This is a genomic window from Acidocella aminolytica 101 = DSM 11237, assembly GCF_900129125.1.
In the GTDB taxonomy this organism is placed as follows: Bacteria; Pseudomonadota; Alphaproteobacteria; order Acetobacterales; family Acetobacteraceae; genus Acidocella; species Acidocella aminolytica.
The window spans coordinates 29317-43462 of sequence record NZ_FQVJ01000020.1; the positions used below are offsets into that span (position 1 = coordinate 29317).

12 protein-coding genes are annotated in these 14146 nt (G+C 56.9%); 10 read left to right on the top strand and 2 right to left on the bottom strand.

Going from position 1 to position 14146, the window contains the following annotated elements:
- Positions 1–73: 73 nt before the first annotated feature.
- Together BUB54_RS11585 and BUB54_RS11590 are read right to left on the bottom strand one after the other, a co-directional pair.
- Entirely contained in the window at positions 74–1276 is a 1203-nt protein-coding gene (locus BUB54_RS11585; protein ID WP_082075558.1) for an outer membrane beta-barrel protein, read from the bottom strand.
- A gap of 436 nt (positions 1277–1712) precedes the next feature.
- Complete coding sequence (locus BUB54_RS11590; protein WP_148359161.1) at positions 1713–2660, bottom strand: AraC family transcriptional regulator; 948 nt, start codon at positions 2658–2660, stop codon at positions 1713–1715.
- A gap of 290 nt (positions 2661–2950) precedes the next feature.
- Between BUB54_RS11590 and BUB54_RS11595 the strand changes: the two genes are divergently transcribed.
- From BUB54_RS11595 to BUB54_RS11640, 10 genes are all read left to right on the top strand, one after another.
- Positions 2951–4444: an APC family permease gene (locus tag BUB54_RS11595; protein ID WP_048877342.1), complete on the top strand. Its 1494-nt coding sequence runs from the start codon at positions 2951–2953 to the stop codon at positions 4442–4444.
- Positions 4444–6072, top strand: coding sequence for an amidohydrolase (locus BUB54_RS11600; protein ID WP_048877341.1), 1629 nt, complete (start codon positions 4444–4446; stop codon positions 6070–6072). The genes BUB54_RS11595 and BUB54_RS11600 overlap by 1 nt, the downstream gene beginning before the upstream one ends.
- Before the next feature lie 243 nt (positions 6073–6315).
- Positions 6316–7215 (top strand): helix-turn-helix domain-containing protein, encoded by a 900-nt coding sequence (locus tag BUB54_RS11605; RefSeq protein ID WP_048877340.1) that lies wholly within the window; start codon positions 6316–6318, stop codon positions 7213–7215.
- A gap of 310 nt (positions 7216–7525) precedes the next feature.
- Positions 7526–8509: a SphA family protein gene (locus BUB54_RS11610; protein WP_048877339.1), complete on the top strand. Its 984-nt coding sequence runs from the start codon at positions 7526–7528 to the stop codon at positions 8507–8509.
- A gap of 20 nt (positions 8510–8529) precedes the next feature.
- Positions 8530–9834, top strand: a complete 1305-nt coding sequence (locus tag BUB54_RS11615; protein ID WP_048877338.1) for an ABC transporter substrate-binding protein — start codon at positions 8530–8532, stop codon at positions 9832–9834.
- Positions 9835–9848: 14 nt separating this feature from the next.
- Positions 9849–10733, top strand: a complete 885-nt coding sequence (locus BUB54_RS11620) for an alpha/beta hydrolase (protein ID WP_073211652.1) — start codon at positions 9849–9851, stop codon at positions 10731–10733.
- Complete coding sequence (locus BUB54_RS11625) at positions 10730–11458, top strand: ABC transporter ATP-binding protein (RefSeq protein ID WP_048877337.1); 729 nt, start codon at positions 10730–10732, stop codon at positions 11456–11458. The genes BUB54_RS11620 and BUB54_RS11625 overlap by 4 nt, the downstream gene beginning before the upstream one ends.
- A complete protein-coding gene (locus tag BUB54_RS11630; protein WP_048877336.1) occupies positions 11455–12162 on the top strand; it encodes an ATP-binding cassette domain-containing protein in 708 nt (235 codons plus the stop codon). The genes BUB54_RS11625 and BUB54_RS11630 overlap by 4 nt, the downstream gene beginning before the upstream one ends.
- A gap of 12 nt (positions 12163–12174) precedes the next feature.
- Positions 12175–13071 carry a branched-chain amino acid ABC transporter permease gene (locus BUB54_RS11635; RefSeq protein WP_048877335.1) on the top strand — a complete coding sequence of 299 codons (897 nt, stop codon included), beginning with the start codon at positions 12175–12177 and terminating at the stop codon, positions 13069–13071.
- Entirely contained in the window at positions 13068–14141 is a 1074-nt protein-coding gene (locus BUB54_RS11640; RefSeq protein WP_073211656.1) for a branched-chain amino acid ABC transporter permease, read from the top strand. Before BUB54_RS11635 ends, BUB54_RS11640 begins: the two co-directional genes overlap by 4 nt.
- The last annotated feature ends 5 nt before the right edge of the window (positions 14142–14146 follow it).

Sequence of the window (14146 nt, forward strand, 5' to 3'; positions counted from 1 at the left end):
GTCTGACTCTGTATTCCTTAGATCTCGTGACTGGCTGCAATAGTTGTTTGCAACCAGTCCGTTGAAATATTGGCTAGAACAAAATTCCTGCTTCAAGCAGCCCCTGCACAACGTCGCGGCCATGCGCCGCATTGCCAAAAGCGCCCGTCTGTCCATCCCCAGCATAGGAGCCATTGAGCAAGTGCAGATATCCCGCTGAAGCCCGGATGAAGAGATTCTTGTGCTGCCAGCTTGGGGTCACCGCGAAGCCGGCCCCTTGTGCCCCGGGGGCGATGAACCAGGAGTCTGGTCCGTTGCTAGTAAAATACTCGGCCATCGCGCCGATCTCATAAGGCGTGTTTGGAATGGGATAATCTGCAAACAGCGCCACGCCGAGATTGCTTGAGAATTTACTCATCGCGGCCCAACCTGGCTGCACCAGCTTTGCATCAGCCTTGGCATATTGGTACTGGATTTCGGGCGTCAGGCTGAGCGTGCCATTCGTCCAAGTATAATATGCGCCGAACATTTGTGAATTGGCGTAGTAGGGGCCGTAGGTGCCAACCGTTGCGAAGCTCGCGGGATCGCCATAATGCCCAGTAACAGCATAGGTTTTCGCATTTAGTCCCACGCGCCCCAGTGGGCCTGCATAATAGGCGGAAATCGATTGCCCATGCGGTAATTGATAGGTTGCTACAGCCTGTATCGTGTTGAACACCCCGGTTTCGTATCCATCCCCCCATGCGATGGTGGCATTGAATTTCTTGCCTCTATAGCTTGCCTCGGCCCCGCGGAACATCGAACTTTGGGTGTAGAAAAGTTCGCTCGTGAATAGATTGGAATTGTACCAGTCAGTGCCAGCCTCAAATCCTTCCAGCGAGATCAACTGACCAGCGGAAAACGTAACACGACTGCCCGGTGGCGCGATCGTCAGATATCCATAATAAAGTGGCCCTGTAGCTAGGGTTGTCACGCTCGCCTGGACTGGAGCGGTGCCCAGCGGTATAGCGCCGGTGTTGGCGCCGATAGCCATGTTGAATTGGATCAGGCCACTCGTCTTTTGTAGTGAAATCAAGGCGTTTGCGAGTCTGGTGCCGGTTACGTTATTGCCGTTGAAGGATGATTGGCTGGTACCACTTTGCACGAAGGCATAGCCGTCGGCACCACCTGACAGCGTTAGCTTTCCTAACCAGCTGCCATCGATTTCAATACCCGCCGGTGGGGTAAGCGCCATGGCTGCACTTGCCCCCAGCAGCCAACCACACATGCCGATGGCACTAGTCCTGTATAAACCCATTTCGAGGCTCCCATTCTTTGCGCGCGAGAAATCTGTTTTCGATTTCGTTTTGATAACGCGACGGAAATGTTCCCGCCGCAGAAATCAGAATTGCAGGCGTAATGGGGAGGATGAACAGCACTGCATGCCAAATTCTTGTCAACTTGCGCCAAACAATACGTATTAGACTTTGGAGCGGTACGGATTGTCAAAAACTGACGGAGAAAATCATGATGAACCCTGCTGTTTGGGTCATCTCTTCGGGTCACTCCGAATTACACTGATTTATGTTGTAAATAAATCGAAATAAAAATGATGGTTGCGCAGCGGGCCGCGTAGCTTATCCAGCTTGCAGCTTTGGATCATAAATCAGTAAGACGCCATCCCCAGCGTCATTTTGTGGCAAGCAAACTTTTGGGCGTTATTCTGGCCGATCCGGCATGGCTCGCCGCGCTACTCAGAGATTATGTTGGGTGGCTTGGCGTAGGGCGCGCGGTGATTTGCCGGTCCAGCCGCGGCAGGCGCGCGAGAAGCCGGAGAGTTCGCTATAGCCCAGCCGCGCCGCGATCTGCTTCATCGGCAGGTTGCGGTTATCCAGCATGGTTTCTGCCAAGCCGCGCCGCTCCTCTTCCAGCAGCAGGCGGAAATTCAGCCGCTCATCTTGAAGCCGCCTTTGCAGCGTGCGCACGGAGAAGCCGAGCTCCCGCGCCACGTTGTTCAGCGTTACCGGCCCTTGCCCTAGCAGGTGCCGGATCGTCTCGCGCAAACTTTCCCTCAGGTTGGGCGGCTGGTGCTCCCGCGCCAGCAGATCCTCCAGATGCCGCAGCACCACCGGCCTCAAGGAGGGAGTGGCCAGCGGGTTTGAGCGCGTGACGTCCGCCGCTGCCATGATTATGCGACTCTCGGACAGGCCAAAATGCACCGGGGCGCGAAAAATTTGTCGCAAGGCCGCCTCTCGCCCCTGGCCGGCATGGGCGAACTGTACTTCCAGGGGGCTCCAGTTGCGCGACAGGAAGCCGCGGATGAAGCTGATCGCACTGGCGGTGGTCATTTCCGTTTCTTGGCAGCGCATTGGCACGGCGGGGTCATTGATTCGGTAGCTGAGCACGCACAGCCCGTCGCGCTGCTCCACGCGCATTTGCGTATGGCTTTGGATCAGCGGTGCGAATTTTGGATAATGGGCGAAAATATCGGCCAGGCTCGAGCTGGCTGTGAAGAGCGCGCCGAACGGCCCCGCTTGGTCCGCCTTATAGGTCATGCCAATCCGCGCCCCTAGGCATGGGTCGCCTAACTGCCAAGCCGCCTCCTCGATCAGCAGCGAGGCGCTTTCCAGCCTGATCCAGCTATAAGGGTCATGGATACTGTCTGGGTCGATGCCATGGCGCTCCATCAGCGTCCTGCGCAAGTGTGTAGGCACCTGCGGATGCTCTACGAAAGGTTGTAACGTGATCGCGCGGATCCGCGATTCAGCTGGTTTTGATACGGACAATTTATCATTCCTTCCTGCGGTGAACCGCGGATGGTGTTTTCTCCCGGAGTTTTGTCTTAGCCTGCTGGGGCTCAAACGCAATATGAAGATGGACGACGGTGGCGTGTTTTGACAAGTTTTTGGCGTGGCCTCCCGCTCCCATATGCCCCGGCCGGCGTTAGGCTCGGCCTCTGATCCATAGAAATGCAATAAGGAGACGGGGGTTCATGAGTGAGATGATCGAGCAGATTGAGCCGGGGGCTCAATCCATCCTGATCGAAACGTCGGATGCCGGGCTGAAGCGCGGCGCCATCGGCCTGGGGGAAGCTTTCGCCTCGACATTGGCGAATATCGCGCCCGCGGAAGCTATTTTCTCGCTGATCGGGCTGATTTCCGCCTTCATGGGCAGCTTCACGCCCTGGACGTTCCTCATCACCGGCTTCGCCATTGCCGCGACGGGGTGGAATCTCTCGGAATTTGCCGTGCGGGTGCCGAGTGCCGGCAGCTTCATCGGGTTTATCTATCATGGCGGCAACGCGATACGTCCCGGCTATGGCCGCTTCACCAGCGCGCTTACATTCTATCTCGGCATTCTCGGTGGGCCGATCACCTTAGCCTCGGTCTCTGTGTTTCTGGGCTCCTGGGTGCAAACGGCGCTGGGTTTGTCGAATATCTGGTGGCTGATTATCGCTTTGGCCGGCATCGTCCTCAGCCTGCCGGTGTTATTGCGCGGTATTGCCGCCTCGACCCATGTCGCCTTCGTGCTTTTCTTGATTGAGGCGGTGGGGCTGGTTCTCTTCTCTATCGTCGTGCTGGCGAAATCCGGCTCGGCGCTGGCCGCGCCGTTTCATCCGGTGGGCGGCACGGGCGGGTTCAGCGGCCTCAACGGCATCGTCTTCACCGCTGCTTTGTTCAGCTACGTTGGTTGGGAGAATTCCGGCAGTCTGGGCGAGGAACTGCGCCATCCGCGCCGTAACGTGCCAATTGCGGTGATTGGCTCGATTGCCATCATCGGAGTGCTTTATGTCCTGGTGACCTGGGCGGCGGTGTCGGGTTACGCCGCATGGCATGGCGCCGGCCCCGGCATGGCTAGCCTAGCCGCCCCTACTAATGCGGCGCCCTTCATTGAACTCACCGACCATTACATGCCCTGGTTCCATTGGGTGATGATATTCATCGGTCTGACCAGCGCAATCGGCGCCTATATCGCGGCAATCACGGCGGTTTCGCGCTGGACCTATGCAGCCGCGCGCGGCGCCCTGCTGCCCAGCCCCTTTGCGCGGGTCAGTGCCATTTCCGGTGTGCCGGTGATGTCGGTGTTGATCTGGAACATCCTGATTGGTTTTTTCGTCATCGTCGCCTATTTCCTGTTTAACGGCAATGCGGTCACCGGCACGGGCTATCTGGCCGGTATTGGTTCCGCTCCGATCACCGTCGGCTATTTCCTAATGGCTTTGCTCTGCCCGATCTTCATCTGGCGGACGGACCGGCGGCGATTTGGCGTCTTCCGGCATGTTCTGCCGGCGGTGATCGGCGTTGTCACCATCGGCAACGGGCTCTACCAAGCCGTCTCCCCTTACCAGCCGCCGCCGGCAAATCAGTTCTGGATCTATATTGGCGGGATTTTCGCATTGGCGCTCGCGGCCACGATCTACAAATTGGCGACGCGGGGGGCCGCGATTGACCAGCTCGGCTATATCGCCCCGGAGGATGAAGCGTAATGACCATCACGGCTGATATCATCATTCATAATAGCCATATCTTGCGCCCTGACGGCTTAGGTTGGCGAGAGGACGTGGACGCCCTGGCGGTGGCGAAGGGGAAGATTGTCGCCCTCGGGCGGGATGCGGACATGATGGCTTGGCGCGGCCCTGCCACCGAGACGATTGATTTGGCGGGTGGCTTCCTTACACCTGGTTTGGTGGACGGACATGCCCATCCTATTCAGGGGCATGATTTGCAAATTGGGGTGGATCTTGCGGAGGTGCGAGATGTAACGCAGCTGCGTGCAGCTCTCGCGCAAGAAGCCGCATCCCTGCGCCCCGGCGACTGGTTGCAGGGCCATGGGCTGGATCCGGCGCTGTTGGAAGGGGTAGGCCATCCTGCCGATTTGCTGGAGGTGGTCAGCGGCGGGCGCCCGGTTTTCTTGATGTTTTTCGATTACCATGGCGCTATGGTTAGCCGGGCTGCGCTTGCTAAAGCTGGCATTGCTGGGCCGCGCAGTTTTGCCAGCGGGGCGCAAATTCTCTGCGATGTCGATGGTCTGCCCACCGGCACGCTGCTGGAAACGGAGGCGGTGGAACTGATCCGAAGCGTGCTGCCGCGCATGGATCAGGCGACGCGCCTAGCCTCCATGCGCAGGCTGTTCAGCAGCATGGCTGCCGCCGGACTGACCGGTATGCATGTGATGGACGCTAATGGTGACAGCCTGGACTGCCTCGCGGCGCTAGAGGCGCAGGCGCCGTCGCCCTTGCGCTTTCATGTGTTGCCCTGGGTAAATCCTGGTGCGACACGCGACGAGTTGGAGGCGGTTTTGGCTCTGCAGGGCCGGGCTGGGAGGTTATGGCGGGTTTGCGGGGCGAAATTCTTTATCGACGGCACCATTGATGCCGGTACCGCCTGGCTGCATGAGCCGGATTTGCATGGCGGCTGCACCGGGCCGCACTGGCCTTCACCGGAAGCCTACAGCAAGGCAGTGCATTTTTTTGGCAAACGTGGTGTGCAGACTGTTACTCACGCCATTGGCGATAAGGCTGTGCGGCATGTTCTGGAGACGCTGGCTAGCCTGCCCCAGCCTATACGGGCAGCGGCACGTCATCGGGTTGAGCATATCGAAACCTTACCGGACGAGGATATTGGTCAGTTCGCGGCGCTTGATGTGCTGCCTTCGATGCAGCCTTCTCACGCAGTACGCTATGCCAGCGCTGATCAGAGCGATGCCTGGTCGCAGCGCTTGGGACCTGAGCGGGCGGCTCGAGGCTGGCGAACTGCCGACATTGCGGCCACTGGGGTGAGACTGGTTTTGGGCTCTGACTGGCCGATCGCTCCCTACGATCCGCGTGAAATTCTGACCTGCGCAGTGGCGCGGCGGCTACCAGGGCACGCGGCATCGACAGCTGTGGGCGACGCCCAGGTACTATCTCGCGCGATGGCGCTGGCCGGGTTAACCCGCCATGCGGCTTATGCGGTGGAGGAGGAGACACGGCTGGGAGCGCTGACGCTTGGCTTTGATGCGGATTTGACTGGCTTTACCGTTGATCCACTACGCGCAGATGTTGATGAGTTAGGAATGGCCCCGTTTGGCGTGACGGTATGTAATGGCCTCGTGACGCATCGCAGAGTGAATTAGGGGCAGACATGGATGAGACAGTGCAGCGCCTCCTTGAGATACGCGCTGCACTGACAGAATATTTATAGTATGATATGTATCAAAGCATGTTGAATTAAGAATCCTTGACGTCTGTGGACGCATAGCCTTATCCTTGAGCTTGCAATTAAATTAAAAAATAGATGTTGCTGGCACTGGGATGAAAACGGCATGTCATGTAAAACAACGCCGGAGAGGTGGGTCGAAGCAGTCGGAGTAGAGCAGATGCCAATCTGGGATCATGCGCTCTGGCAGGTTATGGGAGGGTTGAAGTCCAGTATTATCGATGAAGCTCCATTTTTCGGTCGTGCCCGCTTTCAAGAGGCGGGGCGGGTTAAGCTCTGCGAATTATCATCCTCCTCGGTAGCCGTGGTTAGGGAAGCGCGAAGCGCCGAACGAGAGGTCCGTGAATTTGTCAAAGTGGCTGTCCAATTGTCGGGGCGTAGTTTGTTCATACAATCTGGGCGGGAGGTGTTGCTCGACGGTGAGGGGTGGACATTTTATGATACGGCGCGGCCCTATCGTGTCGTAAATCTGACGCCTGTGCGCCAGTTCGTGATTTTAGTCCCTAAGGCGGACTTACATCTTTCCGGTGCCCAACTGGCCTGTTACGGCATGCGGAAGTTTGGGGAGGCATCTGCGGTAGCGAGGGTTTTTCCCAACTATGTCAAGAGTATCCTGTCTGAAGGCGTGAGAGCTACGGATTACGAATCAGCGGCGCTTGGTGATGTTGCCACCAGTCTCCTGCGCCTTTCCATCTCCGGCACGGCGGGCGAGCATGCCAGTGTGTCCGCACGCGAGACATTGGAATTCCAGGTGAAGCATTATATCCGCATGAATATCGCGGATCCCGAGCTTTCGGTGCAGAGCATTGCCGAACGTTTTGGGTGTTCGAAACGCCATCTCCATCGCGCGTTTGCTGAAAGTGATGTGTCTTTATCCGACTTCATTTGGCAGTCCCGATTGGAACGCTGCGCTGAGGCGCTTCGTGCCAAGGCGCACCGGCACCTTCCTGTGGGCGAGGTAGCGTTCAATCATGGCTTTAGCAGCTTTTCACATTTTAGCCGGGCCTTCCGGCAGCGCTTTGGGTGTAGTCCCAGCGCCTATCGCCAGGCCAATTTTTAGCTTCACGAAGCAGGTGTGTCCTTCTCGTGCAAATCCAAATGTCTCTCCTGGTACAGCTTCATAAGGGCTGATATGCAATAAACTCCCTAAATGCCCGGCTTAACGCGGCAGCAAGACTCAAAGGGGAGGATAATAGATAGCGATGCGACGGAACGCTGGCTTTAGATGTGTGATTTAATACATTGAAGCCGAAAAGCGGACTAGCTAAGCTAAATAAAAAACTATGTAATATAACATACAATAATTTGGCTGGTTTTCGGTCAGTTAGTAATCGAAGCCTAGATGGGCAAGCAAAATTTGGGAACGTTCAATGAAAACAAAAAAAATCAAAGCCGTTTCATGTGCGGCGCTGGCGCTGGCGTTAAGCGCAGGGGTTGGGCTTAAGGCCGCCCAGGCTGTTACGGTCAATGAGCCGTCGGGCATTAATCTCGGAGGCACCAGCTTCTTTGACGCGCTGGGTAAATACACGCCTGGGCTGGTTTACCAGCAATATTTTCAGATTCAGCATTTTGACGCCATTAACGGCGCTGATGGCAATGCTGTGCCTGTATTCAAGAACACCAGCATCACGGCGATCGTGTCGTTGAATCAGTTCATCTATGTGTCGCCTTATCATTTGTTCGGTGGCGTTCTCGGTGGCATGTTTATTTTACCACTTACGGACTTGAACGCTTCTTTCGCGCACGGGAGCCCCGCCAAACTGGTTGCAAATCGTGGTATGGGGGTTGGTGATCTAACGTGGGGTCCGTTTATTGCTTTTCCGCCTATTATTCGGGGGGGGCGCCCAGTTTTCGCGCAACGTATGGAGTTTGATGTAATCTCGCCGACCGGGTCGTATGATACGTCGAAGGATATCAATCCAAGCTCAGGCTTCTGGTCCATCAATCCGTATTGGGCGGTTACAGTGCTGCCAACGCCGAAGACTGAGGTTTCAGCGCGATTCAATTATTTGCACAATTTCTCCAATGGCCATCCTGCCTCGAGCGAGCCGTTGCCGGCTGGAACCACGACGCAGGCGGGTGATGCGGGGTGGGTGAACTTCACCGCTTCTTACGAGGTTTATCCTAAGTTGAATGTTGGGTTGAATGGATATTACTTCAAGCAATTTACTGACGATACTGTAAATGGCGTGGTGCAGAAAGGTACCGAAACTGAAAGTTTGTCGATGGGACCTGGTGCAACTTATATGTTTAACCGGAACAATATCGGCTTTCTGAACGTTTATTTGCCCGTGGTTAAAAAGAATACGACCAACGGTTTCAACGTTATTCTTCGCTACATCCACGCCTTTTAAGTTTTGATTCGGGGAATGTCATGAGCCATCAAGAATCTGCTGCCAAAGCTGGTCTTTCTCGCCGGCTTATCTTAGGGGGCGCCGCCGGACTCTCTTTGGGGGCAGCTCTGAGCCCTGCGCGGGCTGCTGCTGCCAATACCTTACGGGTGGGGTTTGTGAGCCCGCGTACAGGACCTCTCGCGGGGTTCGGGGAGGGCGATCCGTTTATCTTAAGCTTGGTACGTAAGGCGTTTGCTAATGGCCTCGCTCTGAACGGCACCACTTACGAGGTCTCGATTTTTGATCGAGATACGCAGTCGGACCCGTCACGAGCTAGTCAACTTGCCAAGGATCTGATTAATGGCCAGCAGATTGATCTGATGCTTACCACCTCTACCCCGGAAGTGGTGAATCCGGTGGCGGATGCCTGCGAGGCGGCAGGTGTACCGTGTCTCTCCACTATCGTGCCGTGGGAGTCCTGGTATTTCGGGCGCGGAGCCAAGCCCGGTCAACCTTCCCCTTTCAAATGGACCTATCATTTCTGCTTTGGCACCGAGCAGTTCAAAGATCTCTACATATCGACCTGGAATAATACTGTTTCGAGTAACAAGCGTGTGGCCGTGCTTTGCCCCAACGACGCTGACGGTAATGCTATTCGTGCCCATCTTCTGCCGGATCTTTCCAAGGCAGGTTTTGATATGGTTGATCCCGGCGGCTATCAAGATGGCACGACAGACTATTCCGCCCAGATCGCCATGTTCAAAAAGGCGGGTTGCGAGGTATTCTGTACATTCCCCATCCCACCTGATTTCACCGCTTTCTGGCGCCAGGCCGCCCAACAGGGCCTCACGCGCCAGATGAAGATCGTCACTGTTGCTAAAACTGGCCTTTTCCCGTCGCAGATGGAAGCGTTGGGGCCGCTTGGCTACGGTATTAATGCAGGCGCATACTGGCACCCCGTGTTTCCATATAGCTCCGCGCTCACTGGCCTTAGTTCCATGCAGCTGGCCAACGCGTATCAAAATAAGACCGGCCGCCAATGGGAGCAGCAGCTTGGGCCCTCGCTCGCTTTGTTTGATGCCATGGTCGCCACGCTGAAATCTGCGGCCGACCCTAAGAACAAAGCAGCTGTCGCCAAGGCAATGAGTACGCTGCAAACCACTACGGTTATGGGTAAGATCGATTTCGTGAACGGCCCAGTGCCTAACGTAGCCACCACCAACCTCATTGGTGCACAATGGATGAAGGCGAAATCAGGAAAGTTTAAGTTGGATTATAGAACCTTTGAGCATGTGGAAGATACCTCCGTGCCAATCCAGGGACCGCTTGAGCCCTATAAGATGTGACTGGAGGCCACGGAATGTCATTGGCTGAACTTGATGCCCTGCTGGAAATGATGGCGGAAAATCCACCGCCGCAGGATGGTCCGTTGGCGTTGCGCGACTGGTTCGAGGCCGCGCATGCCACTCTGCCAATCCCTGAAAGACTAAATATCCGACGAGTGGACGCTGGTCCCGTGGGTGGGGAACTTATTCAACCTGAAGGAGCGATGTCTGACCGGCTAATCATCTACTATCATGGTGGCGGATTCGTGTTGGGCTCTTCCAAAACCCATCGAACCGTAGCAGCCAATTTGGCGCGTGTGGCGAATGTTACGGTTCTGGCAGCAGATTACCGCTTGGCGCCGGAGCATGCCTTTCCCGCGGCGCATGACGATGCGTTGGCAGTTTATCACTGGGCTCTGGTCAACGGGTATGAAGCTATCGCACTCGCTGGTGACAGCGCTGGAGGTAATCTTGCACTGTCGACGGCCGTTAGAGTGCGTGAAGCGGAGTGGCGAAGCCCTGCGGCTTTGGCCCTAATGTCGCCTGCTCTAGACTTTGCGGCAGACGGTACGTCTCATCATTGCGTCACTGATGATCCGATCCTTTCCAAGGATCTGGTTGCTCTATTCCTCGGGGCTTATTTGCCAGGGCAAGACTTACGCGATCCAGCGGTTAGTCCTTTATTTGCTGACCTTTCTAACTTACCACCGGTCCTCGTTCATGTGGGGTCTCGGGAGATGCTACGCGATGATTCTGTAAACATTGTGCAAAAGCTACGAGACGCGGGCAATCAAGCTGATTTGAGGATATGGGATGGCATGTGTCATTCTTGGCAACTTTATGCGGCGCTAGTACGAGAGGGTATGGATTCCATTGAGGAATCTGCTCGGTTTCTACGCGCTCATCTGTTGCCGTCATGAGCTTGCTGCTGGAAGCAAACGGGCTGGTGAAACGCTACGGTGCGCTGGCGGTTGTCAATGGCGTTGACTTCCGGGTGGCGGAAAACGAGGCGGTGGGTATAGTCGGACCCAACGGGGCGGGCAAAACTAGCCTGCTTAACCTGCTTTCCGGTGCCGTTCCGGTAAGCGAGGGTCGCATCGCTTTGCGCGGTGCGATTATTACCGGGCAGGACGCCGCTTGGCGTTGCCGCCATGGCATCGGCCGTTCCCACCAAGTGCCGAAGCCTTTTGGTGGTATGACTGTGTTCGAGAATCTGCTGGTGGCTGCGACGCAAGGTGGTGGCTTCATCCAGCACGAGGCTTATGACCGCGCGGTCGATTCGTTAGAACTTTGCGGTATGCTTTCCGCAGCCAATCGTTCGGCGGAGACGTTGGGCCTTCTGGAGCGCAAGCGCCTGGAACTGGCCCGTGCCCTAGCCACTGGTCCAGAGCTTTTGCTTTTGGATGAAATTGGTGGGGGCCTGACCGATGGTGAGGCGTTGGACCTTGTGGAGGTGATTCTCGACTTGCGCCGTCGCGGCATTGCCATCGTCTGGATCGAGCATATCGTGCATATCCTCGTTAAGGTCGTTACCAGGCTCGTCTGCATGGATGCCGGGCGCATTATCGCCGAGGGCGATCCTCAAAGCGTGCTGAAAGATCCCGTGGTGATCAGCGCCTATCTCGGTTCGGAGGAGGTAGTATGAGCCTTCTGCACATTGAAAACCTTAAGGCTTGCCATGGTTTGCTGGTGGCGCTGCATGATCTTTCCTTCTCCATGGAGCCGGGCGAGGTTTTGGGCATTGTTGGTGCTAATGGTGCTGGTAAGAGCACGTTAATGCGCAGCATCGCAGGCGCACATCGTCCTGCCCAGGGGCGCATCATGTTCAGAGGACAGGATGTCACGCGGCTTTCGGCCCATCGCCGCGTGCGCGGCGGTATCGCTCTTGTGCCGGAGGGACGCCGACTGTTTCCCGGCATAAATGTGCAGGACACACTGCGCTTGGCTGCTTGCCGCAAAGGTATATGGAATTTCGACAGTGTGTTGGAGGTGCTGCCCCAGCTCAAGCCTATCCTCAAACGCCAGGCGGGCCTGCTTTCAGGCGGACAGCAGCAGGCAGTGGCCATTGGCCGTGCGCTGATGACCAACCCGGAACTCCTATTGCTGGATGAATTGTCCCTTGGTCTCTCGCCGGTTGCGGTGGAAGGTGTTTACGAAGCTCTGCCCAAGCTGAGGCAGGCTGGTACCACCATTATTCTGGTGGAGCAGGACCTGCGTCGTGCCATGGCTTCCGTCACAAGGCTCATCTGCATGTTGGAAGGGCGCATTGTGCTCTCCGGCGCCGCTGGCACCCTCACGCGTGAAGCGGTGATGGACGCCTATTTCGGCCTCAACCGGCAAACGCATTGAAAGGCGGCGGCAATGTTCTGGCTTAATCAGATTTTGCAAGGTATCCTGCTTGGCGGCTATTATGCGCTGCTGGCAGCGGGGCTATCCTTCCTGTTTGGCGTTATGCGCGTGATTAATTTGGCTCATGGCTCTCTGGCTGTGCTTGGCGCCTTCATTATGATGGTCGTCTACCAAGCGCTGGGCATTTCGCCGCTCGGAGGGCTATTACTCATGTTGCCCATTATGGCGCTATTAGGGGTGGCGCTGCAGTTCCTCATTATCGAGCCCAGTCTGAAAGGCGGGGCGCTGGTGCCGCTGCTTGCAACTTTCGGTTTGGCACTGATCTGCGACAATGTTCTGTTCAGCATCTTCGGTGCGGACACACGCTCCTTCGCGGCTGACATTGGCACGCTTTCCTATGACAGTTGGAATATCGGCAGCCTCTATATCAGCAAACTTGCCTGCCTAGTCTTCGCCGTGGCCTTGCTGGTACTCGGCGGAACACAACTTCTACTCTCCCGCACCCAAATCGGCCGGCGTATCCGCGCCACGGCTGAAGATGAAGATGCGGCCCGCCTCTCAGGCGTTGACACACGCCTTATTCGTGCCGCGACCACGGCGCTTGCGATGGTCATGGTCGGGCTGGCGGGTGCGGCGCTGGGCGCCAGCGGCAGTTTTGACCCTTATGCGGGTGGTCCGCAGCTTCTTTACGCGTTTGAGGCCGTGGTGATCGGCGGCACCGGCTCGCTCTGGGGCACGCTCATCGGCGGCATCGTGTTAGGGGTGTCCCAGGGAGTAGGCGGGGCCATCAACACTCATCTTTCGCAGATCGCGGGCCATGTCGTGTTTCTCATCGTGCTGATCGCCCGGCTATACCAGGGGGGTGAAATCAGTGCCTATCTCCGCCGTCTCCGTGTGAGGTTCGCATGACCGAAACCTATAAAGTTCAGCGTTGGACGAGCCGTTCCATCGTCAGCACAGCCCTGATCGCAGCGTTGCAATTCGCGTTGTTGGCCGCGCCTTTCGTCTTCTCGGCCAATGTGGTGGATCATCTCACCACTTTATTCGTGTATGTGGTGCTCGCCATCACCTGGAACGCGCTGGCGGGCTATGGTGGGCTGGTTTCGGTGGGGCAGCAGCTTTTTTTCGGTTTCGGTGCCTATGGCGCGATCAGGCTCTCTCAAGCGGGTGTGCCGGTCTATGCGGCACTGGCCTTGGGGGGCGTGGGCAGCGCTGTGCTGGCGCTTATCGTCTCCAGCTTTATGTTGAAGTTGCGTGCCGGAGAGTTCGCCATTGGCATGTGGGTGCTAGCGGCTTTGGTGCAGCTCTTGGTCAGCCTGGATCCTATCATTCAGGGGGCAACCGGCACCTCTCTGCTGGCGCTCAATAGTTTTGCTCCTGCGGCCCGTCGAGCGGATACTTACTGGTTTGGGCTGGTGGCCATGGCAGGGGTGGCGTTGCTGCTCTTCCTACTGTTGCGCTCGCGTTTGGGGGCGGCCATGCAGGCCATTCGGGACAATGAGGAGGCGGCGCGTTCCGTTGGCGTGCGGGTGCAACTGGCCAAGCGTATCATGTTCGTGCTCGCGGCTTTGGGTGCTGGCATGGCTGGGGCGGTGTGGCTCGCGACGTCCATCTCCTTTCAGCCCAATACTTATTTTGGCGTGCAATGGACCGCTTACATGATTTTCATGACGCTGGTTGGCGGCATTGGCACGTTTGAAGGCCCGATCCTCGGCGCAGTTCTGTTCTTCGCAGTAGAGGCTGCCTTTGGTGCGGAGGGGGTATGGTATCTCATCGGAATCGGCGCCGCCGCTGTGGGGTTTGCCTTGCTGCTGCCTCAGGGCATCTGGGGCTGGATGGAGCGTCGCTATGCGCTGCGTCTGCTACCCGTCGGTTATGTGCTGAAACTACAGGGCGTCGACGCGGGCCGTCAGCACGGCTTTGCCCGGCGCTCAGTTCCGCCGCCGCCTGCCGCGATGCGGATTTCTGAACAATCCTGAATTCT

Coding starts and splice junctions, on each gene's coding strand:
- BUB54_RS11600 (WP_048877341.1), top strand. CDS start 4,444: ATGACCATCACGGCTGATATCATCATTCATAATAGCCATATCTTGCGC.
- BUB54_RS11620 (WP_073211652.1), top strand. CDS start 9,849: ATGTCATTGGCTGAACTTGATGCCCTGCTGGAAATGATGGCGGAAAAT.
- BUB54_RS11640 (WP_073211656.1), top strand. CDS start 13,068: ATGACCGAAACCTATAAAGTTCAGCGTTGGACGAGCCGTTCCATCGTC.
- BUB54_RS11605 (WP_048877340.1), top strand. CDS start 6,316: ATGCCAATCTGGGATCATGCGCTCTGGCAGGTTATGGGAGGGTTGAAG.
- BUB54_RS11585 (WP_082075558.1), bottom strand. CDS start 1,276: ATGGGTTTATACAGGACTAGTGCCATCGGCATGTGTGGTTGGCTGCTG.
- BUB54_RS11610 (WP_048877339.1), top strand. CDS start 7,526: ATGAAAACAAAAAAAATCAAAGCCGTTTCATGTGCGGCGCTGGCGCTG.
- BUB54_RS11615 (WP_048877338.1), top strand. CDS start 8,530: ATGAGCCATCAAGAATCTGCTGCCAAAGCTGGTCTTTCTCGCCGGCTT.
- BUB54_RS11630 (WP_048877336.1), top strand. CDS start 11,455: ATGAGCCTTCTGCACATTGAAAACCTTAAGGCTTGCCATGGTTTGCTG.
- BUB54_RS11625 (WP_048877337.1), top strand. CDS start 10,730: ATGAGCTTGCTGCTGGAAGCAAACGGGCTGGTGAAACGCTACGGTGCG.
- BUB54_RS11635 (WP_048877335.1), top strand. CDS start 12,175: ATGTTCTGGCTTAATCAGATTTTGCAAGGTATCCTGCTTGGCGGCTAT.
- BUB54_RS11595 (WP_048877342.1), top strand. CDS start 2,951: ATGAGTGAGATGATCGAGCAGATTGAGCCGGGGGCTCAATCCATCCTG.